This is a genomic window from Streptomyces lincolnensis (assembly GCF_021173675.1).
GTDB classification, from domain to species: Bacteria; Actinomycetota; Actinomycetes; order Streptomycetales; family Streptomycetaceae; genus Streptomyces; species Streptomyces lincolnensis_B.
On sequence record NZ_JAIHON010000009.1, the window covers coordinates 333,951 to 357,202 of the forward strand.

General features: G+C 71.5%; 24 protein-coding genes. 20 read left to right on the forward strand and 4 right to left on the reverse strand.

All coding sequences use genetic code 11. The features are described 5' to 3' along the window. Positions 1 to 17: 17 nt before the first annotated feature. Positions 18 to 923: a hypothetical protein gene (locus tag K4B79_RS27945; RefSeq protein ID WP_232029694.1), complete on the reverse strand. Its 906-nt coding sequence runs from the start codon at positions 921 to 923 to the stop codon at positions 18 to 20. Positions 924 to 1,110: 187 nt separating this feature from the next. Here K4B79_RS27945 and argH point away from each other — a divergent pair, with 187 nt between their 5' ends. The 11 genes from argH (at position 1,111) to K4B79_RS28000 (ending at position 12,861) form a co-directional block, all read left to right on the forward strand. After that, positions 1,111 to 2,544 carry an argininosuccinate lyase gene (gene argH, locus K4B79_RS27950; protein ID WP_232029695.1) on the forward strand — a complete coding sequence of 478 codons (1,434 nt, stop codon included), beginning with the start codon at positions 1,111 to 1,113 and terminating at the stop codon, positions 2,542 to 2,544. Between the two features lie 172 nt (positions 2,545 to 2,716). After that, positions 2,717 to 3,688, forward strand: a complete 972-nt coding sequence (locus K4B79_RS27955) for an aldo/keto reductase (protein WP_232029696.1) — start codon at positions 2,717 to 2,719, stop codon at positions 3,686 to 3,688. Between the two features lie 104 nt (positions 3,689 to 3,792). Beyond that, positions 3,793 to 4,359, forward strand: a complete 567-nt coding sequence (locus K4B79_RS27960) for a TetR/AcrR family transcriptional regulator (RefSeq protein WP_232029697.1) — start codon at positions 3,793 to 3,795, stop codon at positions 4,357 to 4,359. Continuing rightward, positions 4,356 to 5,879: an MFS transporter gene (locus K4B79_RS27965; RefSeq protein WP_232029698.1), complete on the forward strand. Its 1,524-nt coding sequence runs from the start codon at positions 4,356 to 4,358 to the stop codon at positions 5,877 to 5,879. Before K4B79_RS27960 ends, K4B79_RS27965 begins: the two co-directional genes overlap by 4 nt. Positions 5,880 to 5,927: 48 nt before the next feature. Further along, the gene (locus K4B79_RS27970; protein WP_232029699.1) at positions 5,928 to 6,173 is read left to right on the forward strand and encodes a hypothetical protein; all 246 of its coding nucleotides are present in this window, start codon (positions 5,928 to 5,930) and stop codon (positions 6,171 to 6,173) included. Continuing rightward, positions 6,170 to 7,147, forward strand: a complete 978-nt coding sequence (locus tag K4B79_RS27975) for an AAA family ATPase (protein ID WP_232029700.1) — start codon at positions 6,170 to 6,172, stop codon at positions 7,145 to 7,147. The genes K4B79_RS27970 and K4B79_RS27975 overlap by 4 nt, the downstream gene beginning before the upstream one ends. Continuing rightward, on the forward strand, positions 7,144 to 8,052 hold the full coding sequence (locus tag K4B79_RS27980) for a DUF58 domain-containing protein (RefSeq protein WP_232029701.1): 909 nt from the start codon (positions 7,144 to 7,146) through the stop codon (positions 8,050 to 8,052). The genes K4B79_RS27975 and K4B79_RS27980 overlap by 4 nt, the downstream gene beginning before the upstream one ends. A 58-nt stretch (positions 8,053 to 8,110) precedes the next feature. Continuing rightward, on the forward strand, positions 8,111 to 9,061 hold the full coding sequence (locus K4B79_RS27985; protein WP_232029702.1) for a VWA domain-containing protein: 951 nt from the start codon (positions 8,111 to 8,113) through the stop codon (positions 9,059 to 9,061). An 833-nt stretch (positions 9,062 to 9,894) separates the two neighbouring features. Then, entirely contained in the window at positions 9,895 to 10,917 is a 1,023-nt protein-coding gene (locus K4B79_RS48360; RefSeq protein ID WP_232029703.1) for a S1C family serine protease, read from the forward strand. A 16-nt stretch (positions 10,918 to 10,933) separates the two neighbouring features. Beyond that, positions 10,934 to 11,602: a response regulator transcription factor gene (locus tag K4B79_RS27995; RefSeq protein ID WP_232029704.1), complete on the forward strand. Its 669-nt coding sequence runs from the start codon at positions 10,934 to 10,936 to the stop codon at positions 11,600 to 11,602. Next, entirely contained in the window at positions 11,599 to 12,861 is a 1,263-nt protein-coding gene (locus K4B79_RS28000; protein WP_232029705.1) for a sensor histidine kinase, read from the forward strand. The genes K4B79_RS27995 and K4B79_RS28000 overlap by 4 nt, the downstream gene beginning before the upstream one ends. 108 nt (positions 12,862 to 12,969) lie before the next feature. Here the strand turns inward: K4B79_RS28000 and K4B79_RS28005 are convergent, their stop codons facing one another. Beyond that, positions 12,970 to 13,641 (reverse strand): lysophospholipid acyltransferase family protein, encoded by a 672-nt coding sequence (locus K4B79_RS28005; RefSeq protein WP_306502699.1) that lies wholly within the window; start codon positions 13,639 to 13,641, stop codon positions 12,970 to 12,972. 358 nt (positions 13,642 to 13,999) lie between these two features. On the opposite strand from K4B79_RS28005, the gene K4B79_RS28010 reads away from it, so the two are divergent. The 3 genes from K4B79_RS28010 (at position 14,000) to K4B79_RS28020 (ending at position 16,340) form a co-directional block, all read left to right on the forward strand. Further along, positions 14,000 to 15,184 (forward strand): glycerophosphodiester phosphodiesterase, encoded by a 1,185-nt coding sequence (locus tag K4B79_RS28010; protein ID WP_232029707.1) that lies wholly within the window; start codon positions 14,000 to 14,002, stop codon positions 15,182 to 15,184. A gap of 106 nt (positions 15,185 to 15,290) precedes the next feature. Further along, complete coding sequence (locus K4B79_RS28015; protein ID WP_232029708.1) at positions 15,291 to 15,797, forward strand: RNA polymerase sigma factor; 507 nt, start codon at positions 15,291 to 15,293, stop codon at positions 15,795 to 15,797. Positions 15,798 to 15,842: 45 nt separating this feature from the next. Further along, a complete protein-coding gene (locus tag K4B79_RS28020; RefSeq protein WP_232029709.1) occupies positions 15,843 to 16,340 on the forward strand; it encodes a GNAT family N-acetyltransferase in 498 nt (165 codons plus the stop codon). 69 nt (positions 16,341 to 16,409) lie between these two features. Here K4B79_RS28020 and K4B79_RS28025 read toward each other — a convergent pair whose 3' ends face one another. Continuing rightward, on the reverse strand, positions 16,410 to 16,844 hold the full coding sequence (locus K4B79_RS28025) for a hypothetical protein (RefSeq protein WP_232029710.1): 435 nt from the start codon (positions 16,842 to 16,844) through the stop codon (positions 16,410 to 16,412). Continuing rightward, positions 16,825 to 17,184, reverse strand: a complete 360-nt coding sequence (locus K4B79_RS28030; protein WP_232029711.1) for a hypothetical protein — start codon at positions 17,182 to 17,184, stop codon at positions 16,825 to 16,827. Before K4B79_RS28030 ends, K4B79_RS28025 begins: the two co-directional genes overlap by 20 nt. Positions 17,185 to 17,253: 69 nt before the next feature. On the opposite strand from K4B79_RS28030, the gene K4B79_RS28035 reads away from it, so the two are divergent. The 6 genes from K4B79_RS28035 to cbiE all read left to right on the forward strand — a co-directional run bounded on the left by K4B79_RS28035 (position 17,254) and on the right by cbiE (position 23,021). Next, positions 17,254 to 17,904, forward strand: a complete 651-nt coding sequence (locus tag K4B79_RS28035; RefSeq protein WP_232029712.1) for an HAD-IA family hydrolase — start codon at positions 17,254 to 17,256, stop codon at positions 17,902 to 17,904. A 317-nt stretch (positions 17,905 to 18,221) separates the two neighbouring features. Continuing rightward, complete coding sequence (locus K4B79_RS28040; RefSeq protein ID WP_232029713.1) at positions 18,222 to 19,271, forward strand: methionine ABC transporter ATP-binding protein; 1,050 nt, start codon at positions 18,222 to 18,224, stop codon at positions 19,269 to 19,271. Then, positions 19,268 to 19,993 carry a methionine ABC transporter permease gene (locus tag K4B79_RS28045; protein WP_232029714.1) on the forward strand — a complete coding sequence of 242 codons (726 nt, stop codon included), beginning with the start codon at positions 19,268 to 19,270 and terminating at the stop codon, positions 19,991 to 19,993. Before K4B79_RS28040 ends, K4B79_RS28045 begins: the two co-directional genes overlap by 4 nt. A gap of 66 nt (positions 19,994 to 20,059) precedes the next feature. Continuing rightward, complete coding sequence (locus K4B79_RS28050; RefSeq protein ID WP_232029715.1) at positions 20,060 to 20,887, forward strand: MetQ/NlpA family ABC transporter substrate-binding protein; 828 nt, start codon at positions 20,060 to 20,062, stop codon at positions 20,885 to 20,887. A 169-nt stretch (positions 20,888 to 21,056) separates the two neighbouring features. Then, positions 21,057 to 21,695, forward strand: coding sequence for a GNAT family N-acetyltransferase (locus tag K4B79_RS28055; RefSeq protein WP_232029716.1), 639 nt, complete (start codon positions 21,057 to 21,059; stop codon positions 21,693 to 21,695). 114 nt (positions 21,696 to 21,809) lie between these two features. Then, positions 21,810 to 23,021: a precorrin-6y C5,15-methyltransferase (decarboxylating) subunit CbiE gene (cbiE, locus tag K4B79_RS28060; RefSeq protein WP_232029717.1), complete on the forward strand. Its 1,212-nt coding sequence runs from the start codon at positions 21,810 to 21,812 to the stop codon at positions 23,019 to 23,021. Positions 23,022 to 23,252: the final 231 nt, after the last annotated feature.

The window sequence follows — 23,252 nt, forward strand, 5'->3', positions numbered from 1 at the left end:
CCACAGCGCCTGTCACGTCACTGGGTGAGCGTGCAGGCGGCCAGGGAGTCCAGGCCCTGGGGCTTCTCGGCGGTGCGGCCGATCGCGGTGGCGATGCGGTTCACGGTGGCCACGCGCTTGTCCTCCAGCGGGCCGAGGATGGCGTTCTGGACGAAGTTGGGGCCGCCCTGGCCGACCGTCTCGACGAGCCGCTTGTTGGCCTCGTCGATCTGCGTCTGGAGCAGGGTCAGGTTGCGGTCCACCTCGGCCTGCGCGGAGGCCGGGATCGCGGGCAGCTGGCCGGCGACGTCCGGGCAGCTGATGGCGCCCGCCGCGCCGCCTGCCTCGCCGGTGTCGCCGCCCTGCTCCCCGCCGGCCTGTTCCCCGGCGCCCTGCTCCCCGCCGGCCGTCTCGCTGGGCGAGGCCGCGGCTCCGCCGCCCGCCTCCGCGCCCGCGCCGGCTTCCTGGCCCGCGCCGGCCTCCGCTCCCGCGCCCGCGCCGTTGAGCGTGCAGGGGGCGAAGGCCTCCAGGCCCTCCGGCTTCGCCGCGGCCCGGCCGATGGAGGTCTCGATGCGGTTCAGGGCCGCGACGCGCTTGTCCTCCAGCGGGCCGAGGATGGCGTTCTGGACGAAGTTGGGGCCGCCCTGGCCGACCGTCTCGACCAGCCGCTTGTTGGCCTCGTCGATCTGGGTCTGGAGCTGGGCGAGGTTGCGGTCCACCTCGGCCTGCGCGGAGGCCGGGATCGCGGGCAGCTGGCCGGTGACGTCCGGGCAGCTGATGGTGCCGGGGCCGGCCAGGGTCTTGGCGTTGGCGCTGCCGCCCTTCGAGCCCGTCTCCCCGGCGAGGGCGGTACCGGCGACGATCGCTCCGGTCAGCGCCACCGCGGCGGCGCCGCCGATCAACGCGACGCGACGCTTGTTGTACTTCGGAAGAGCCCTGGACATGCGGATGCCTCACTAGGGTCGGGGGGTTCGTCGTTGACAAACGCGGCGCCTGCGTTCGGCGAGGAGTACGCGAAAGCGGTTTCCCGTGTTCAAAGCCCGGCGAGATTGACGAATCATGCAGAGCTCTGCATAATCATGCATGCGAGATGTGAGCACCATCGACCCACCCTTCCTAGGAGCAACGCGAGTGAGCAGCAACAGCGGTGACGTACGGCTCTGGGGCGGCCGTTTCGCCGACGGTCCCGCCGAGGCCTTGGCGAAGCTGTCCGCGTCCGTCCACTTCGACTGGCGGCTCGCGCCGTACGACATCGCCGGCTCGCGTGCCCACGCGCGCGTGCTCCACAAGGCGGGGCTACTCACCGAGGACGAGGTCCAGCGCATGCTCGCCGGGCTCGACCGTCTGGAGGCCGACGTGGCCGACGGCTCGTTCGTGGGCACGATCGCCGACGAGGACTGCCACACGGCCCTGGAGCGGGGTCTGCTGGAGCGCGTCGGCCCCGACCTCGGCGGCAAGCTCCGCGCCGGCCGGTCCCGCAACGACCAGATCGCCACCCTCTTCCGCATGTACCTGCGGGACCACGCCCGGATCATCGGCGGCCTGATCGCCGAGCTCCAGGACGCGCTGGTCGGCCTCGCGGAGGCACATCCCGACGTGGCGATGCCCGGCCGCACCCACCTCCAGCACGCTCAGCCGGTGCTCTTCGCCCACCACGTCCTCGCGCACGTGCAGTCCCTGTCCCGGGACGCCGAGCGGCTGCGCCAGTGGGACGAGCGGACGGCCGTGTCGCCGTACGGCTCGGGCGCCCTGGCCGGTTCCTCGCTCGGCCTGGACCCGGAGGCGGTGGCGAAGGACCTCGGCTTCGAGCGCGGCAGCGTCGGCAACTCCATCGACGGCACGGCCTCCCGTGACTTCGTCGCGGAGTTCGCCTTCATCACCGCGATGATCGGCGTCAACCTCTCCCGGATCTCCGAGGAGATCATCCTGTGGAACACGAAGGAGTTCTCCTTCGTGACGCTGCACGACGCCTTCTCCACGGGCTCGTCGATCATGCCGCAGAAGAAGAACCCGGACATCGCCGAGCTGGCGCGCGGCAAGTCGGGCCGTCTGATCGGCAACCTGACCGGCCTGATGGCCACCCTGAAGGCCCTCCCGCTCGCGTACAACCGCGACCTCCAGGAGGACAAGGAGCCGGTCTTCGACTCCTGCGACCAGCTGGAGGTCCTGCTCCCCGCCTTCACCGGCATGATCGCCACCCTCACCGTCAACCGCGAGCGCATGGAGGAGCTGGCCCCGGCCGGCTTCTCCCTCGCCACCGACATCGCCGAGTGGCTGGTCAAGCAGGGCGTCCCCTTCCGGGTCGCCCACGAGGTCGCCGGTGAGTGCGTCAAGGTCGCCGAGTCCGAGGGCAAGGAGCTGGACGACCTGACGGACGAGCAGTTCGCGAAGATCTCCGCCCACCTGACGCCGGAGGTCCGCACGGTCCTGAACGTGCCGGGTGCGCTGGCCTCCCGCAACGCCCGGGGCGGCACGGCACCCAGCGCGGTCGCGGTCCAACTGGCCGAGGTCAAGGTGGATCTGGCGAACCAGCACGCTTGGGCAACGGCCCGGCAGCAGGCCTGAAGGAGCGCGGGGCCGTAGCGATGTGCGGCTCCGCCGCGCAGGCGTGACAAGCCACGACGAACGCGCGCTCGCCGAAGCGTCACGCGAACCGGGTTCTGAGGCGGAAGTCGAAGGTCATCACGGGTTACGTTGGGTCGAAGCCGTACCGGAGCCGACCGAAACGGAGCCCGCGATGCCCTTCGCCCGCCTGGCGACAGCAACGACCCCCACCTGCCACATCGGCCTCGGCCTCGCCGCGATCGCCCGCCCCGGCTACATCACCCTCGGCCGGGACGAGGACCTCGGCGAGAACCGCAGCGTGGAAGCCCTCCGCACCCGCTCGCACGAACTCCTCGACGCCGCCTACTTCCAGGGCGTCCGCTACTTCGACGTGGCCCGCTCCTACGGCCGCTCCGAGGAGTTCCTCGCCGACTGGCTCAACGCCCGCCCCGACATCGACGACGTCGTCATCGGCAGCAAGTGGGGCTACACGTACACCGCCGGCTGGTCGGCGGACGCCGAGACGCACGAGGTCAAGGACCACGGCGTCGAGACGTACGAGCGCCAGCGCACCGAGACCGCCGCGCTGCTCGGTGACCGGCTCGACCTCTACCAGATCCACTCGGTGACCCCGGACAGCCCGGCCCTCACCGACAAGGAACTCCACGCCAGGCTGGCCGAGGAAGCCTCCCGGGGCACCACCATCGGCTTCTCCACCAGCGGCCCCGCCCAGGCCGACGCGATCCGCGCCGCCCTCGCGGTGACCGTCGACGGCGAACCCCTCTTCCGTACCGTCCAGTCGACGTACAACGCCCTGGAGACCTCGGCCGGCCCGGCCCTCGCCGAGGCCCACGAGGCCGGACTCACGGTGATCGTGAAGGAGGGCATGGCGAACGGGCGGCTCGCGGCGCCGCATGCCCCGGACGCCCTGAAGGCCGTAGCCGAAGAAACGTCTCTGGGCTGTGACGCGGTCGCCCTCGCGCTGGTCCTGCGGCAGCCCTGGGCCGGGGTCGTCCTCTCCGGCGCCGCCACCGTCACCCACCTGGCCTCCAACCTGCACGCCGCCGTCGTCGACCTGGACGAGGGGCAGCTGAACCGGCTGGCCGCGCTGGTGGAGGACCCGCCGGCGTACTGGGCGACGCGCGGGCAGCTGCCCTGGCACTGAGGAAACCCCGCCGAATTACCCGTCGGCTACCCGCCGATCGACAGCCGTGAGACGTCCGTGCCCGTAATGAGACAAAAATGTCTCACATGGACTATGCTCGTCTCATGGCTGTCGATCGTGACCATGTACTGCGCAGCGCCGCTGCCCTGCTGACCCGCAAATCCACCGCGACCATGGACGAGGTCGCCAAATCCGCCGGGATCAGCCGGGCCACGCTGCACCGCCAGTTCGCCGGGCGCGACGCGCTCGTCCGGGCGCTGGAGGCGCTCGGCATCGCGGAGTGCGAGGCCGCGCTGGACGCCGCCCGTCCGGACGAGGGGCCCGCGAGCGATGCCGTACGCCGGCTGGTGCGTGAGCTCGAATCCGCCGCCGCCCTGCTCGCCTTCCTCTACACCGAGAACCAGCTGTTCGAGGGCGGGGCGCAGAACCCGGGCTGGACCCGCATCGACGAGCGCGTCGCGGACCTGTTCAAACGCGGCCAGGCGGCCGGCGAGTTCCGCATCGACCTCACACCGGCCTGGCTCACCGAGGCGCTGTACGGCCTGCTGGGCTCCGGCGCCTGGGCCGTCTCGGAAGGCCGCGTGGCCTCCAGGGACTTCACCTTCATGATCACCGAGCTGCTGCTCGGCGGCGCCCTGCGCCATCCCGCACGACCGAGAGAGGAATCATGACCAGCACCCTGCCGTCGGCGACCCCTGACGAGGCAGTGAAGCGCCCCGGCCGCTGGCTCGCACTGGCCGTGCTGGTGCTCGCCGTGCTGCTGGTGGCCGTCGACGCGACCGTCCTCGGCCTCGCGACCCCCTACATCAGCGAGGACCTCAAGCCCTCCGGCACCCAGCTGCTGTGGATAGGCGACGTCTACTCCTTCGTCATCGCCGGACTGCTCGTCTCCATGGGCAGCCTCGGCGACCGCATCGGACGCAAGCGGATCCTGCTCATCGGCGCCACCGCCTTCGGCGCGATATCCGTGCTGAACGCCTACGCCACCACCCCGGAACTGATGATCGTGGCCCGGGCCCTGCTCGGTGTCGCCGGCGCGACCCTGATGCCCGCCACGCTCGCCCTGATCCGCAACCTCTTCCACGACCCGCGCGAACGCAGCCTCGCGGTGGGCATCTGGGGCGCGACCGCCTCCGCCGGCACGGCGGTCGGCCCGATCGTCGGCGGCTTCCTGCTCGAACACTTCTGGTGGGGCTCGGTCTTCCTCATCAACCTGCCCGTGATGGCGGTCCTCGTCGTCGTCGGCATCAAGCTGCTGCCCGAATCACGGAACCCGAGTCCCGGTCCGTGGGACATGCTCAGTGTCGCCCTCTCCCTGGTCGGCATGATCGCCGTCGTGTACGCCGTGAAGGAGGCCGCCACCCACGGCGTCACATGGGAGACCCTCGCCGCCGGTCTGCTGGGCGCGGGCGCCCTCTACGGCTTCGTACGCCGACAGCTCACCCTGCCGGCCCCGCTGCTCGACATGCGCCTGTTCCGCGACCGCGGCTTCAGCGGCGCGGTCCTGGCCGACCTGCTCACCATCCTCGGCCTGTCCGGGCTGGTGTTCTTCCTCTCCCAGTACCTGCAACTGGTCCAGGGCAGGCGCCCGTTGGAAGCCGGCCTGGCCGAACTGCCCGCCGCGGTGGGCGCGGTGGTGGCCGGTCTGATCGCGGGCCGCGTGGCCCGGCGCTTCTCCGTGCGAGCGGTCGTCTCCGGCGGTCTCGCCGCGGTCGGCCTGGCCCTGGCCGCCCTGACCGTGATCGACCGGTCCACCGGCTACCCCCTGCTGGGCGCCGCCCTCCTGGTCGTCGGCATCGGCGCCGGCTTCTCCTTCACCGTCACGGCGGACGTCATCCTCGGCTCCGTACCCAAGGAACAGGCGGGCGCGGCATCGGCCGTCTCCGAGACGGCGTACGAACTGGGCGCGGCCCTCGGCATCGCCGTCCTGGGTTCGATCGTGACGGGTGTGTACCGGGGCTTCCCGGGCCCGGCCGGCACCCCGCCGGAGGCTCACGAGTCGCTGGGCGGCGCGGTGGAGGCGGCGTCGAGTCTGCCCCCGCACACGGCAGCGGCCATGCTCGACGCCGCCCGCACCTCCTTCGTGGACGGCCTCACGGTGGCGGCGGGAGCGGGTGCGGCGGTCCTGCTGGCCGCGGCGGTCGCGGCATGGTTCATGCTGCGCGGCCAACGGCTCGACAGCCACCCGTAGGCCCCGGCTTTAAGCCCGTTTTCGCCCCCGCCTGATGGTCTTGGCTCCATGACACGACCCACACGCACATGGATGGTCACCGGAGCCCTCACCACCCTCGCCCTCGCCGCCGACGGCGACGACAAACCCACGGGCCAGGTCAGGCTGGTCGTGGACGACGGCAAGGAAGGAGCGGACGGAAAGGACGGCAAGGACGGCAAGGACTGCCCGGACAAGGGCGGTACCGGTGGCGATACCGGCACCGGCCCCGGCACCGTCGGCACCGCCACCACCGACCCCGCCTCCGGCCTGTGACCACGGAAGGCAAACTCCTCGAAGAGGCCCTCTTCGAGGTGAAACGAGTCATCGTCGGCCAGGACCGCATGGTGGAACGCCTGTTCACGGCGATCCTGGCCCGCGGCCACTGCCTGCTCGAAGGTGTCCCCGGCGTCGCCAAGACGCTCGCCGCGAAGACCCTCGCGCATGTCGTCGGTGGTCACTTCGCCCGGCTCCAGTTCACCCCCGACCTCGTCCCGTCCGACATCACCGGCACCCGGATCTACCGCTCCTCCCAGGAGGCGTTCGACATCGAACCGGGCCCGGTGATCGCCAACGTCGTCCTCGCCGACGAGATCAACCGCGCCCCCGCCAAGGTGCAGTCCGCGCTCCTGGAGGTCATGGGGGAGCACCAGGTCTCCATCGGCGGCACCACCCTCCCCGTCCCCGAGCCGTTCCTCGTCCTCGCCACCCAGAACCCCATCGAGTCCGAGGGCGTCTACCGCCTCCCCGAGGCCCAGCGCGACCGCTTCCTGCTCAAGGTGGAGGTCGCCGCGCCCAGCGAGTCCGAGGAACTCGCCATCCTCTACCGGATGAGCGTCGACCCGCCGAGCCCGCGCCGCGTCCTCACCCCCGAGCGGCTCATCGCCCTCCAGCGCACCGCCGACCAGGTGTTCGTGCACCACGCGGTCGCCGAGTACGCCGTACGACTGGTCTGCTCGACCCGTGAACTCGCCGGGCCGGAGAGCCGGTTGGCGCACGGCGCGGGCCCGCGCGCCACCCTCGGCCTGGTCGCCGCCGCCCGGGCACTGGCCCTGCTGCGCGGCCGCGGCTACGTCCTGCCCGAGGACGTGGGCGACCTGGCGCACGAGGTCGTCGCGCACCGGCTCGTGCTGTCCTTCGACGCGCTGGCCGACGGCATCACCCCCGGCGAGATCGTCGACGAGGTGCTCACCGCGGTCCAGCAGCCCCGGATCAGTCCACGGCAGGCCGCCGAGGAGGCAGTGGCATGACCCCGACCCTGCGTGAGCTCACCCCCGAACAAGCCCTGAAACACCTGGAGTTGCTCTTCACCCGGCATCCCGACGGGTTCCTCCAGGGCGATCACTCCGCGCTCCTGCCGGGGCCCGGCGGCGAACTCTCCGAGACCCGGCCGTACGTCATCGGCGACGACGTGCGCCGGATGGACTGGAACGCCACCGCCCGCACCACCGTCCCGCACGTCCGCCTCACGCTCGCCGACCGCGAACTCACCACCTGGATCGTCCTGGACGCCTCCGCGAGCATGGACTTCGGCACGGCCCGGATGGAGAAGCGGGACCTGGCGGTGGGCGCGGCGGCGTCCGTCGCCTTCCTGACCGAGCGGGCGGGCAACCGCCTCGGCGCGCAGATCACGGGGCCGCACGGCATACGGCGGATCCCGCCCCGCTCCGGACGGCAGCACCTGCTGACGATCCTGCGCGCGGCTCTCGACCGTCCCCGGGTCGATCCCGGGTCCGCCGAATCGAGCCTGGCCGACGCCCTGCGGGCGCTGCGCGTCCTGCCCGGACGCGGACTCGTCGCGGTGGTCTCCGACTTCCTGGAGTCCGGCTGGGAACAGCCGCTGCGGAACGTGGCCCGGCGCCACCAGGTCCTCGCCGTGGAGACCGTCGACCCGCGCGAGATGGAACTGCCCGCGGTCGGGCTGCTGACCGTCGTCGACCCCGAGACCGGCCGCCGCCGCGACATCCCCACGCACACCCGGAAGGTGCGCGAACGGTACGCCGAGGCCGCCCTGGAGCAACGCGCCCTGATCAAGCGGTCGATCCACCGCGCCGGGGCCGCACACCTCCGGCTGCGCACCGACCGGGACTGGGTGCGGGACGTCGTGCGGTACGTCGAGGACCAGCGACGCCGAGGGGGAGGCGGCGCCGCATGACACCGGGGACCACGACAGGAGAGACAGAAGAGCCAGGACAGACAGGAGAGGAGGGATCATGGGCCTGCGTTCCCCCGGCTGGCTGCTGCTCCTGGCGCCGCTCGTCGCGCTGATCGCCGCGTATCTGGTGGTCCAGCGCAGGCGGGGCCGCTACGCCGTCCGCTTCACCAACCTCGATCTGCTCGACAAGGTCGCGCCCAGCCGGCCGGGCTGGCGGCGGCACGTCCCGGCGGGGGCCTTCTGCGCCACGCTCGCCCTGCTGGTGCTGGGCTTCGCCCGGCCGACGGCGGACGTCCAGGTGCCGCGGGAACGGGCCACGATCGTCGTCGCCTTCGACACCTCCGGCTCCATGGAGGCCACCGACGTCGAACCCACCCGGTTCATCGCCGCCCAGCGCGCGGCCCTCGCCTTCATCGACCGCCTTCCCGAACGGTTCAACACCGGGCTGGTCGCGTTCAGCGGCTCCGCCACGGTCGCGGTCCCGCCGACCACCGACCGGGTGATGCTGAGCACGGCCGTCCAACAGCTCACCACCGGCCAGGGCACCGCGATCGGCGAGGCCGTCATCGCCGCGCGCAACGCGATCCGGGCACTCGACCGACAGGCCGAGACCGAGCCCCCGCCCGCCCACATCGTCCTGCTGTCCGACGGCACCAACACCGTCGGCCGCTCGGTCGAGTCGGCCGCCGAGGAGGTCGCCGCCGAGCGGATCCCCGTCTCCACGATCGCCTACGGCACCCCGGAAGGCACCGTCGACCTCGGCGACGGCCGCACCCTCCAGGTCCCCGTCGACGGACCCGCCCTGGAGAACCTCGCCTCCCGCACCGGCGGCGACTACCACGAGGCCGCCACCGGCGAGGAACTCCAGGCCGTCTACGAGGACATCGGCAGCTCCGTCGGTTACCGCACCGAGGAACGCGAGATCTGGCAGTGGTTCGTGGCCGGCGGCCTCACCACGGCCCTGATCGCCGCGGCCACGTCCTTGCTGTGGTTCTCGCGGCTGCCGTGAACGACATCGGGAGGGGGAGGGAGCGGGGGCAGGGCTGGGGGCGGGTGGCGTGCCGCGCGTATGTGGTGGGGGGAGGCGCGTTCGGCGTCCCGTGCGCGTCCGGCGGGACCGTGCGTGTCCGGCGGCGCCAGGCGCATCCGGCGGTGCGACGCGTGTCCGGCGGGGCCATGGCGTCCCGGCGCATCCGGTGGTCGCCGGGGTGGCGTCGGCCCACGACGACATCCGGAGCGTGGGCCCACGCCCCTGGAGGGCCGTATCGACGTCCGCACCGACGTCCTCCGGGGATCTGGTCCCTACCGGTCCTCCCGACCTTGGCGGTCCTCGCCCTGTGCCCCTTCGGGGGCGGAGCGACGCCCTCCGGGCGGGCGACCCAGGCCGGTGTTCCGTACCTCGACCACGGCATTCCGCCCCCCCGCCTCCTCACAGGGACCCGGACCGACGCCCTCGGGGACCCGGGCTGTGCCCGTCCCGTCTCCTCCGGCCGTGGCGATGCCCGCCTGGCGCCCTCTCGGGGCTGGAGCGACAGCTTCCTGGGCTGTGCTGCAGGTCCCGCCTCCTCCGGCCGTGGCAGTTCCCGCTCGGCACCCCTCGACGGCCGGACCGACAGCCTCCGGGACCGGGACCGGGACCGTGCCGGCTCTACCTCTCGGGACCCGGCCGTGCCCGTTCTGCTCCTCAGGACCTGGGCCGTGCCCGTTCGTCTCTCTCGGCCACGCCGGCCCCGCACCACCCCCTTCGGGGATCCAGACCGACGCCCCCGGGGACCCGGCCCATGCCGGTCCCGTCCTCCGACACCGGTAGTCCCCGTTCCTCCCCGCCCAAGGAGGCAGATCGTGACCGATCCGACCAGTTCCGTCCCGCCCGGCGGCGCGCCGGTTCCCAGTCCCTTCGCCCCGCCGGACGCACCGGCCCCCGCCGGCCCCCCGGCGTCCGGCGCCGCGGCCTCCGCCGATGCCGCAGGGCCCCCGCCCCCGTCCCCGACCGGCCTCGGTGAACCCCGAGGCCCCTCCTTCCTCCCCGGCCGTCGCCCCGCGCTCCCCGCCCGCCCCGCGCCGCGGGAGACGGCCGCCGCGCCACCGCCGTCCGCGTCGCCCGGGACCCCGACCACCACCGCCGCCGTACCCCCACGACCCCGCACCCCCCGCCCTCTCGCCGTCGCGGTCCTCGCCGCCGTCCTGGCGGGCGGGGCCGCCGGATACGCGGCGGGTGCCCTCGGCGACGACGACCCCTCCGCGCCGCAGGCCGCCGCGCGGGCGGGCGGGGATCTGGAGGCCGTCGCGGCGCGGGTGCTGCCGAGCGTGGTCTCCGTGCGGACGGCGAACGGACAGGGCTCCGGGTTCGTCTTCGACGAGCGGGGCCGGATCATGACCAACGCCCATGTGGTGGACGGCAGTTCCAGCGTCACCGTCGAGCTCCAGGACGGGCGCCGGCTGCGCGCGGACGTGATCGGCGACGACCCGGCGCACGACGTGGCCGTACTGGAGCCCGAGACGGCGCGCGGGCTCCGGGCCGTCGACCTGGCCACGGGTCCCCGACCCGGCGTCGGCGACACCGTCCTGGCCATCGGCTCCCCGCTGGGCCTCAGCGGCACGGTCACCTCCGGCATCGTCAGCGCACTCGACCGCGCCGTACAACTGGGCGACGGCGGGGGACAGCGGCGCGCCCTCCAGACGGACGCGTCGATCAACCCGGGCAACTCCGGCGGACCGCTGGTCGACGCCGAAGGACGGGTCATCGGCATCAATACGGCCATCGCGACGTTGGACCGGCAAAGGGGCGGCTCCATCGGCATCGGTTTCGCCATCCCCGTGGCGGACGCCGCGACCGCCGCCCGGACGATCATCGACGGCAGCTGACACACAGGGGGCGGACATGCGACTGCTCGTGGTCGAGGACGAGGAGGACCTGGTCGTCGCGCTCAAGGTCGGTCTGGTGAGGGCCGGGTACGCGGTCGACGTCGCCCCGGACGTCGACACCGCCACCGAGAAACTCGCCGTCAACGACTACGACCTGGTCCTGCTCGACCTCAACCTGCCCGACGGCGACGGCTTCGCGGTCTGCCGTGCCATCCGCGCCCACCCCGGCGGCCCCCGCATCCTGATGCTCACCGCCCGCGACCGCCTCGCCGACCGGGTGCGCGGCCTCGACGAGGGCGCCGACGACTACCTGGTCAAACCCTTCGCGCTGCCCGAACTCCTCGCCCGCATCAGGGCGTTGCTGCGCCGCGAGGACGGCGGCACAGCGATCGTCGAGGTGGGCGAACTCCGCCTGGACACCGCCCGCTTCGAGGCCTACCGGGGCGACCGCCAACTCCAGCTCACGCCCAAGGAGTTCAGCGTCCTGCACTACCTGATGACCCGCCCCGGCCGTGTCGTCCCGGCCGAGGAGCTCCTCGAACACGTCTGGGACGAGTACGCCGACCCGTTCACCAACACCGTCCGCGTCACGGTCGGTTCACTGCGCCGCAAGGTCACCGGGGAGGACGCCCCGCTCATCGAGACGGTGATCCGGCAGGGCTACCGCCTGAGGGAGAGCCCATGAAACGCCCCGTCGCCAAGCGCCTCTCCCCGACCCGGCTCGCCCAGCGGCTCCCCGTCCGGCGCCTGCCCCTGCCCGCCTTCACCCACACCATCCGCTTCCGCCTCACCGTCCTCTACTCCGGCCTCCTGTTCGTCCTCACCGCCCTCGTCCTCGGCGGTGTCTACGTCGCGGTCGAGCGCAGCGGCGACGCCCACCCGGTCACCAAGCAGTACTCGGCGCAGAAGTACGTCGGCGACCGTTACGTCGGCCAGATCCAGGTCGCCCGGGTCGAGGAGATCGAGGCCGCCGTCAACTACGAGACCCTCGGCAACCTCCGCCGCTTCTCCTACGCCGTCCTCGGCGGTGTCGCCGTCACCAGCCTCGCCCTCGGCTGGATCCTCTCCGGCCGAGCCCTGCGCCCGGTCCGCGCCATCTCCCGCACGGCCGCGGACATCCAGGCCACCGACCTCTCCCAGCGCATCCGGCTCACCGGGCCCAAGGACGAGCTGCGCGACCTCGCCGACACCGTCGACTCCATGCTCGACCGGCTGGACGAGGCGTTCCGCGCCCAACGCCAGCTCATCGACGACGCCTCCCACGAACTGCGCAGCCCACTGGCGATCATCCGCGCCAACCTGGACGCCGTCCTGACCGCCGAGGAGTCCGACGAGGAGGAGCGCCGCCAGGCCGCCCGCAGCGTGGACCGCGCCACCACCCGGATGACCCGTCTCGTCGAGGACCTGCTCGCCACCTCCCGCCGCAGCGCGCCCGCCCTCGCCGACGCCGACGTGGACCTGGCGGCCGCGGCCGCGGAGGCCTGCGAGGAGTTCGCCCCCCTCGCCGCCGAACGCGGCCTCACCCTCCAGCGCCGCCTCACCCCGGGCCTCACCGTCATCGGCGACCACGACGCCCTCCGCCGAGCCGTCGGCAACCTGCTCTCCAACGCGGTACGCCTGGCTCCGCCGGGCACGCGTATCACCGTCGCCGCCGGCCGCGACGGCACCTGGCTCTGGACAGCCGTGCGCGACGAGGGCCCCGGCATCCTCGACGACGACCAGTCCCGCGTCTTCGACCGCTTCTGGCGGGCCAGGTCCACAACCACCGCCCGAGACCGCCACGCGGGCCTGGGCCTGGCGATAGTCCGCCAGATCGTGGAATCCCACGGAGGTCAGGTCAGGCTGTTCTCGCAAGTAGGGGAAGGCTCAACGTTTGTACTGTGGTTCCCGGCCCCAAACGCGCAGAACGGCAATGACGGCCCTCCACTGGAAGCGCCCCTCTAGGGGCGCGGGGCTGTATCGATGTGCGGCTCCGCCGCGCGGGCGCGACCAGCCACAACAAACCCGCACCCGAAAGACGACCGCGCCCCCTACGGCGCCCCCCGCAAACCCCTACGCGGCCTTCGCCTTCGTCGCGTACATGTCCACATACTCCTGCCCCGACAACCGCATGACCTCCGTCATCACGGAGTCCGTCACGGCCCGCAGCACATACCGGTCCCGGTCCATCCCGTCGTACCGGGAGAACTCCATCGCCTCGCCGAACCGCACCGTCACCTTGCTGGGCCGCGGCATCCCCGACCCGCCCGGCTGGATCTTGTCCGTGCCGATCATGGCGAACGGCACGACGGGCGCCCCGGTCATGAGCGTCAGCCGCGCGATCCCGGTACGGCCCCGGTACAGCCGTCCGTCGGGAGAGCGCGTGCCCTCGGGGTAGATGCCGAAGAGCTTGCCCTCCTCCAGGACCCGGCGACCGGTCATCAGCGCCGCCACCCCGCCCCTGCCACCGTCCCGGTCGACCGGGATCATGCCGACGCCGGTGAAGAACCAGGCCATGAGCCGGCCCTTGAAGCCCTTGCCGGTGACGTACTCGTCCTTGCCGATGAAGAAGACCTGACGGTCGCAGACCAGCGGCAGGATCATCGAGTCGATGAAGGTGAGGTGGTTGCCGGCCAGGATGACCGGACCGTCACCCGGGATGTGCTCCGCGCCCTCCACCTGTGGGCGGAACATCAGGCGCATGATCGGTCCGAGCACTGCCTTGATGAGCGCGAAGCGGGACAACGAGCCCTCCGGTGTCAAGAGAACGGCCAGGGAATCTGTATGAGTCCGTGCAGGTGAGGACATTACTCGCGGCCCGGGGTGTCGCGCACATCGGGCGCATGGGGTTCACCGAGGTCTTACGTACTGTTGACCCGGGTTTACCTGGGGTGACCCACCGTCTCCGTGCGGTAACCCTGCCGGAACGATGTGACAGAGGTCGCGTACCCCGGCCCCTCCCCCTGAAGCCGACGGACCATCAGACATCTGTTCCCACGCGACATCCCGAGTCACCCGCGTGTTCGGCCGGGGGTCTCCCGCCCGCCATCTGCGCCCACCTACGATCGGCGCGCAGTGACGAGCCGACGCAGGGAGGGCGCTCATGGGAACCCAGGAGCCGCAGGAGTCGCAGCACGAGTCCACCGAGCAGGCGCACACGGGACGCCGGGCACTCCTCGGCGCAGCCGTGCTCGGCGCGGGCGGAACGGTCCTCGGACTGTCCGGCACCGCGAGAGCCGCGGGCGCGAGGCCGGGCGGCGGGGGCCTGAAGAGCCTGCCCGTGCCCACGATCATCGGCCACCGGGGGGCCAGCGGCTACCGCCCCGAGCACACCTTCGGCTCCTACCAGCTGGCCCTCGACATGGGCGCCGACATCGTCGAGGCCGGTGACCTGGTGCCCACCAAGGACGGTCACATCGTCTGCCGTCACGAGCCCGAGATCGGCGGCACCACGGACGTCGCGAGCCACCCGGAGTTCGCCTCCCGCAGGACCACCAAGGTCCTGGACGGCGTCTCCACCACCGGCTGGTTCACCGAGGACTTCACGCTCGCCGAGCTCAAGACGCTCCGCGCGATCGAGCGCATCCCGGCCAACCGCCCGCACAACACGCTCTACAACGGCCGCTGGGAGATCCCCACCTTCGAAGAGGTCCTGAAGTGGCAGGACGAGCAGACCCGCAAGCGCGGCAAGCAGGTCTGGATCTACCCCGAGACCAAGCACCCCACCTACTTCCGCAAGCTCGGTCTGGGCCTGGAGGAGCGGGTCGCCAAACTGCTGCACAAGTACGGCAAGGACAGGCGGAACTCGCCGGTCATCATCCAGTCCTTCGAGCCGACCAGCATCCAGCGTCTGAACAGGCTGGTGGACAACCCCCTGGCCGTGCTGCTGTCCTCGGCGGACAGCCGCCCCTGGGACTTCGTGGACAGCGGTGACCCGCGCACGGTCGCCGACCTCGTCACCCCCAAGGGACTCCGCGAGATCGCCGGCTATGCCCAGGGCATCGGCCCGACCCTCGACCTGATCATCCCGAGGGACGTCCAGGGCAACCTGACCAAGCCCACCACCCTCGTCAAGGACGCCCACAAGGTCGGCCTCGTCCTGCACCCCTGGACCATGCGCAACGAGAACCCCTTCCTGCCGGCCAACTTCAGGAAGGGCACGGACGCGGACGCCTACGGCGATGTCTTCGGCGCCTTCCGGACGTACTTCGCCACCGGCATCGACGGCGTCTTCACCGACAACCCGGACACCGGCGTACTGGCCCGCGAGGACTTCCTCGACCACTGACGTCCTCGTCAACGACCGAGGTCAACCGGCAGGCGACCGGCCCCGGTTGGAGTGACATACGGCCGCCCGGGCAACCCGCCGCCCGGGCGGCCGCGTCGCTCCGCACATGACGTACGACCTGGTCACCACCCTGCGCCCGCTGCTCACCGCCGAGGCCTCGGCCGAGGCGCACGCCACCGGAACGGAACCCGGCGATCTCGAACAGGCGGTCTGGCTGCGCCTCCTGGAACGCCTCCAGACCGAGGGCCCGCCCCTGGACCCGCCCGGCTGGCTCCGCCGCGCCGTCCGCTCCGAGTCCCGCCGCACCCGCCGTACCACCCGCTTCGAACGGCCGTACGAAACCGAGCCCGCCGACGACGGCGACAACGGCCCCGAACAGCTCACCCTCGCCGCCGCCCGCCGCCGCGCGCTGCACGACGCCGTACGGCGCCTGCCCGGCCGCTGCCCCACCCTCCTCGCCGCTCTCCTGTCGCCGCGTGACCTCACCTACCGGGAGATCGCGGGGGAGTTGGGTATCTCACAGGGAAGTCTGGGACCGGAACGTTCCAGATGTCTGGGATGTCTGCGGCGATTGCTCACGCCGGAGGTTGCGGCCCGGGGAGTGCGGGGATAGGAGTGAGGGACAACCGGCGATCAGGTGAGCGGGAGGCGTGCGCACATGGGCATGAGCGTGACCATCTCGGCGGCGACCGAGCAGGACGCGGAGCAGATCTTCAGGCTCCAGTACCTGTGCTTCCAGAGTGAGGCGGCGTTGTACGGCAACTACCGCATCGACCCGCTCGTCCAGACCCTGGACTCGGTCCGTGAGGAGGTCGCCGCGGACTGCGTCTTCGTGGCCCGCCTCGGCGAGGAGGTCGTCGGCTCGGTCCGCGGCCGGGTCACCGAGGACGGCTCCGCCGCCATCGGCAAACTCTGCGTCCACCCCCGCCTCCAGGGCCACGGCATCGGCGCCCGCCTCCTCCGGGCGGCCGAATCCGCCCTCGCGGACGAGCGCGGCGCCACCAGCTTCCGCCTCCACACCGGCCACCGCAGCGAGGGCAACCTCCGCCTGTACCGCCGGGTGGGCTACCACACGGTCGGCACGTCCAAGGGCAAGGACGGCGTAGAGATGATCGTCCTGGAAAAGCCGGCGGGAACATACGCAGCAACGGCTTGACAGCCGACTTAAAGGGGCGCGGGGAACTGCGCGACCAGCCACATACGACCGGATGCCGCCGACCGATCCTCAGGCGGCATCCCCCGTAGGCGCACCCTTGCGCAACCAGTAGATGGCGGAAAGCGGCAAGAGCACGGGAATGAAGAGGTACCCGATCCCGAAGTCCGACCACACGGTCGCGTCGGGAAACGCGGACGGCTCCACCAGCGTCCACGTACCGACCGTCAGCACGCCCGCCAGCTCCAGGACGCAACACGCGAGCGCCGCCTTACGGGCCGTCTCCCCGCCCCGCACCAACGAGTACGTGATGAAGCCGTAGACCACGCCGGCCACCGCGGACAAGGAGTACGCGAGCGGCGCCCGGTCGAACTCGGTGGAGATCTGCACGGCCGACCGCGACACCGCCCCCACCACCATCACCCCGTACAACCACACCAACAACGTCCCGGGCCCACTGCTGAGCCGCCGCCGGCCCTCGCTCACCTCAGGCTCCCCAGATGTCATAGAGCCGCACCTCCAGAACGGCCAGCACCACTCCACCCGCGGCGACCGTCACCGAGCCCCACCGCGTCCGCTCCGCCAGCGACATGAACCCCGCCGCCGGCACACACGCGAACGCACCCAGCAGATACGCCACGAAGATCGTCGTGCCCTGGTCCGGCTTCTCGCCCCGGCCCAGCTGCACGAAGCCGACCACCATCTGGACCAGGGCCAGCACGGTCACCACGGCCATCCCGATGAAGTGCCAGTCCTTGGTCGGCTGGTCGCGGTACGCGGCCCAGCCGCACCACGCCGCGAGCAGCAGCGCGGCGACGCCGGTCGCGAGCGTCAGGGCATCAAGCATGGAGCGACCCTATTACGGGCCAAAAGGCCTGGTGCGGCCGACCCCGGCAGGGCCCGTAGGGTCGAGGGCATGAAGCTCCACGCCCAGGCACTCCTGTTCGACAACGACGGCACTCTCGTCTCCTCCCTCGACTCCGTGGACCGCTGCTGGACGCGGTGGGCCCGGGAGTACGGGATCACGGCCGAGGAGTTCGCCCGTGTCGCACTGCACGGGCGGCCGGCCGCCGAGATAGCCGCCGACCTGCTGCCCGCGCACCTCGTCCCGGAGGCCGTCGCGCGGATCGAACTGCTGGAGGTGACGGACGTCCCGAACGGCGGCGTCCACCTGCTGCCCGGCACCCGGGCCTTCCTGGACTCCCTGCCCGCGGACCGCTGGGCCGTCGTCACCTCCGCCACCCGGCGCCTCGCCGAGGCCCGCCTCGACGCCGTCGGCATCCTGCCCAAGACGATGGTCACCGCCGACGACATCACCCGCGGCAAGCCCGACCCCGAGCCCTATCTGCTCGCCGCCCGCGAACTGGGCGTCGACCCCGCGCACTGCGTCGTCTTCGAGGACGCCCCCGCCGGTCTGGCGGCCGGCCGCGCCGCCGGAATGACCACCGTGGCATTGACCACAACCCACGCGTCCCACGAACTGGACGCCGATCTCGTGGTGGCGGATCTGTCCGCCCTGTCCGCCCTGGTCACCGGCGCCGGAGTGGAGATCTCCGTCCGCCCCTGAGGCCCTGTCCACCGCTGTCCGGCATACGGACAGCGGTTCTTGGCCGCTCCCATATGTCTGCTTTACTGATCGCATGACCACCACGAGCTACCGCACCCCTGCGACCGAGGCGACCATGACGCCCGGTGCTCGTTGTATGTGTCGAATGTGCGCCTGCTAGAGGGCCCCCGCACCACCCCTTGAGGTCTCGCGCCCCGAAGCGAGCCGCCGTGGCATGTCCGTGCGCATCCCGTACGTGACCACGCTGCCCCACGCACATCTTCTCTCCCGTACCAGGGCACACTCACGCCCGCGTACTCGACAGTGACGGAAACCCAGTGATCACCACATCGGGCCTCACCAAGGTCTACCGCTCCCGCGGCCGCGAGGTCACCGCCCTGGACGGCGTCGACCTGCACGTCCGCGAAGGCGAGGTGTACGGCGTCATCGGCCAGTCCGGCGCCGGCAAGTCCTCGCTCATCCGCTGCGTCAACCTGCTGGAGCGCCCCACCGCCGGCACGGTCACCGTCGCCGGACAGGACCTCACCGCCCTCGCCGGGCGCGGTCCCCGGGCCGGCAAGGAACTGCGGCAGGCGCGCAGCCGTATCGGCATGGTCTTCCAGCACTTCAACCTGCTGTCCACCCGGACGGTCCAGGACAACGTCGAGCTGCCCCTCGAAATCCTCGGCACGTCCGGCAAGGAGCGCTCCCGCAAGGCGCTCGACCTGCTCGACCTCGTCGGCCTCGCCGACCAGGCGGGCGCCTACCCGGCCCAGCTCTCCGGCGGCCAGAAGCAGCGAGTCGGCATCGCCCGCGCCCTGGCCGGCGACCCGAAGGTGCTGCTGTCCGACGAGGCCACCAGCGCCCTGGACCCGGAGACCACACGCTCCATCCTCCAGCTGCTGCGCGACCTGAACCGGCAACTGGGCCTGACCGTCCTGCTCATCACCCACGAGATGGACGTCGTGAAGTCTGTCTGCGACTCCGCCGCGCTCATGGAGCGGGGCCGGATCGTGGAGTCCGGCACGGTCGGCGAGCTGCTCGCGACCCCGGGCTCCCAGCTGGCGTCCGCGCTCTTCCCGGTGAGCGGCGAGGTCTCCGCCGACGACCGCACCGTCGTCGACGTCACCTTCCAGGGCGAGGCCGCCACCCAGCCCGTCATCTCCCAGCTCTCGCGCACCTACAACATCGACATATCGATCCTCGGCGCGGCCATCGACACCGTCGGCGGCCTCCAGGTCGGCCGGATGCGCATCGAACTGCCCGGCCGCTACGAGGACAACGTGGTGCCCATCGGCTTCCTGCGCGAACAGGGCCTCCAGATCGACGTCGTCGGCCAGGGCCACGAGGGCCAGGAGTCCGTACTGGTGAAGGAAGGTGCCAAGTGACCTGGTCCGAGATGCAGCCCCTGCTGGAGCAGGCCTGTTGGGACACCCTCTACATGGTCGGCTGGTCCACGCTCATCGCCGTCGTCGGCGGGCTCCCGCTCGGCGTGCTCCTGGTCCTCACCGACCGGGGCGGACTGCTCCAGAACGTCGTCGCCAACAAGGTCATCGGGCAGGTCGTGAACGTCGCCCGCTCGATGCCGTTCATCATCCTCATGGTCGCGCTGATGGGCTTCACCCGCTCGATCACCGGGACGACCATCGGCCGCGAGGCCGCCATCGTGCCGCTCGCCGTCGGCGCCATCCCCTTCTTCGCGCGCCTGGTCGAGACGGCTGTCCGCGAAGTGGACGGCGGCCTGGTCGAAGCCGTGCAGTCGATGGGCGGCAACACCTGGACGATCGTCCGCAAGGTCCTCGTCCCGGAGGCCCTGCCCTCGCTGATCGCCAGCACCACGACCACGATCGTCGCCCTCATCGGCTACTCGGCGATGGCCGGCACGGTCGGCGCCGGCGGCCTGGGCGACATCGCCATCCGCTACGGCTACCAGCGCTTCGAGACCGAGCTGATGTGGATCACCGTGGCGATCCTCGCCGTCGTCATCTCGCTCATCCAGTTCGCCGGCGACTACGCGGCCCGCTCCCTGCACAGCCGCGGCGGCCGGTCGGGACCGGCGCCGAAACTCCGTCTGCTGAAGGCCGCGACGGCGGACACCAAGACCGTCTGACACCTCCGATTTTCCCGTGGCACCCCCATCACGGGATCGCCGCACCCAAAAGGAAAGGCACTTTTCGTGCGTAACACCGCAAAGTTCACCACCGCCGTCCTCGCCGCCGGAGCCCTCACCCTCGGGCTCACCGCCTGCGGCTCGGGCACCGACGCCGCCTCCGACACCAGCGGCCCGCTGGTCGTCGCCGCGAGCCCGACCCCGCACGCCGAGATCCTCACCTACGTCAAGGACAACCTGGCGAAGAAGGCCGGACTCGACCTGGAGGTCAGGGAGTTCACCGACTACGTCACGCCGAACACGGCGACCGAGGACGGCTCGGTGGGCGCCAACTACTTCCAGAACCAGCCGTACCTGGACGACTTCAACAAGAAGAACGGCACCCACATCGTGCCCGTCGTCACGGTCCACCTGGAGCCGCTCGGCCTCTACTCGCACAAGGTCAAGAGCGCCGACGCCCTCAAGAGCGGCGCGACGATCGCCGTCCCCAACGACAGCGTCAACGAGGCCCGCGCCCTCAAGCTCCTCGACGCCAACGGGATCATCAAGCTCAAGGCCGGTGTCGGCAACGAGGCCACCCCCTCCGACATCGCCGAGAACCCCAAGAAGCTGAAGTTCAAGGAGCTGGAGGCGGCCCAGACCCCGCGCTCCCTGGACGACGTGGACGCGGCCGTCGTCAACGGCAACTACGCCATCGAGGCCGACCTCAAGCCCGCGAAGGACGCCCTCGTCCTGGAGTCCGCCAAGAACAACCCCTACGGCAACTTCCTCGCCGTCAAGAAGGGCAACGAGAAGGACCCGCGCGTCACCAAGCTGGCCAAGCTCCTCACCTCCCCCGAGGTCAAGAAGTTCATCCAGGACAAGTACGCCGGCTCCGTCATCGCCTCCTTCTGAACCGACCGGGCGTCCTTCTGAACCCACCGGCGCGTATACGACGTATCACCACGCACGGGGTCCACTCCCTCACCGGGGGTAGACCCCGTCGTGCGGTTCCGTGCCCGGATGCTGCATGCTGGGCAGTTCAGCTGGCCCTGAAGGTTTTCCGACGGTTACGGAGTGGCGCATGAGTGGCACCTTCCCCAACATCTCCATCAGCACGGAGCGGTTGGTGCTGCGCCCCTTCGAGGAGGCGGACGTCGAATCGTTCGCCGCGATGATGAACGACGAGCAGGTCACCGCCTGGACCTCCGCACCGCAGCCCTACACGGAGGCCCACGCCCGCGACTGGATCACCCGGATCGCCCCCGCCGAACGCTCCGAGGGCCGCGGCATCGTCTTCGCCGTCACCGAGTTCCTCACCCAGCGCCTCGTCGGCATCGTGCACCTCCAGAACACGAACTGGCGCGTTCGCGCCAGCGAGCTCGCCTACGTCGTCGCCCCCTGGGCGCGCGGCGAGGGCTACGCCTCCGAGGCCGCCCTCGCCACCGCCCAGTGGCTCTTCCACGACCAGAAGTTCGAACGGCTGGAACTGCGCACCGCCGCCGACAACACCGCCTCCCAGCAGGTGGCCCAGAAGATCGGCTGCATCAGCGAGGGAGTCCTGCGCAACGCCTGGATAGCGCGCGCCAGGACCGGTGACGGCGAGTGGACCGACGTCCGCACCGACGTGATCGTCTGGAGCCTGCTGCCGGAGGACCTCGCCGGAATCGCCGAGCAGCTGGCCGACGCCGACGGATTCACCTCGTACTCCGACTGGAACTGACCGGATCCCGTCGAGGGCGACGAAACCGCTTCCGGGCTTCACCGGGTACTCTCACGGAGCCCCCTCGCGGGCTGCCCGCGACGACCTGCGCGAACCCCTGGAGACTGAGACACGATGGCCGACCGCGTCACGGTGATCGGCTGGGACGGCTCGCCGCTGACCGCCGCGGCACGCTCCGCTCTGGGCGCCGCCACCCTGGTGGCCGGTGCCGCCCACCACCTCGCCCTCGCCGAGGTACCGCCCACCGCCGAACGCATCCGCCTCGGCAGCGTGGCCCTCGCCGCCCGCCGGATCGCCGGACACCGCGGCACCGCGGTGGTGTTCGCCGACGGCGACCCCGGGTTCTTCGGCGTCGTACGGACCCTGCGCGCCCCCGAGTTCGGCCTGGAGGTCGAGGTCGTCCCCGGTGTCTCCTCGGTCGCCGCCGCCTTCGCCCGCGCCGGCATGCCCTGGGACGACGCACAGGTGGTCGTCGCACACCGACGCACCCTGCGCCGCGCGGTGAACGTGTGCCGCGCCCACACCAAGGTCGCCGTCCTCACCTCACCCGGCGCCGGACCCGCCGAACTCGGGCTGCTCCTGGAGGGCGTTCACCGCACCTTCGTCATCTGCGAGGAACTCGGCACCGAGCACGAACAGGTCACCGTCGTCACCTCCGACAAGGCCGCCGACCACACCTGGCGCGACCCGAACGTCGTCATCGTCCTCGGCGGCGCCTCGGCCGCGACGGACGGCGGCGGCTGGATCGCCGGCCGCGACCCGGCCACCGGCCCACGCGGCTGGACCCTGCCCGCCGAGTCCTACGGCGGTCTCATGGGCGAGGGCGAACTGGAACCGCTCCGCGCCGCCCAACTCGTCCGGCTCGGGCCGCGCGTCGGTGACCTCGTGTGGGACATCGGCTGCGGCAGCGGGGCCTTCGCCACCGAGGCCGCCCGGGCCGGCGCCGCCGTCATCGCCGTGGACCGCGACCCCCGGGCCTGCGAGCGCACCGCCGCCAACGCGCGCGCCTTCGGGCTCCAGCTCCAGACCGTGCACGGCACCGCCCCGCACGTCCTGGAGAACCTCCCCGAACCGGACGTCGTCCGCGTCGCCGGCGGGGGAGCGGCCGTGGTCTCCGCGGTCGCCGACCGGCGTCCGCAGCGCATCGTCACGCACGCGGCGACCCGGGACGCCGCCGAAATCATCGGCCGCGACCTGAGCGGGCACGGCTACCAGGTGGAGTGCGCGCTCGTCCAGTCCGTCGAACTCGACACCAGGGCCTGGACGGAGACCGAACGGAGCGTCGCGTTCCTGCTCAGCGGCCTGTTGCCGGACCGCACGGCCTGACCCTCTTTGTCGTCCCCGTGATCCTGTTGTCGTACTGCGCGCGGTAGGCTGGCCGATCGTTGTACCGCACTCGGACGCCCGGCGCTTCGTCGGTCAATGTCCCGAAAACACGCCCGTTTTGGGGTGGGTGTGGTACGGCACAACCGGAGGACGCGCAACGTGGCGCAGTCCACAGCGGGCCGTCGCGGATCAACCTGTCGCGACGGAGCAACGGCCGCGACAATGCCAGTT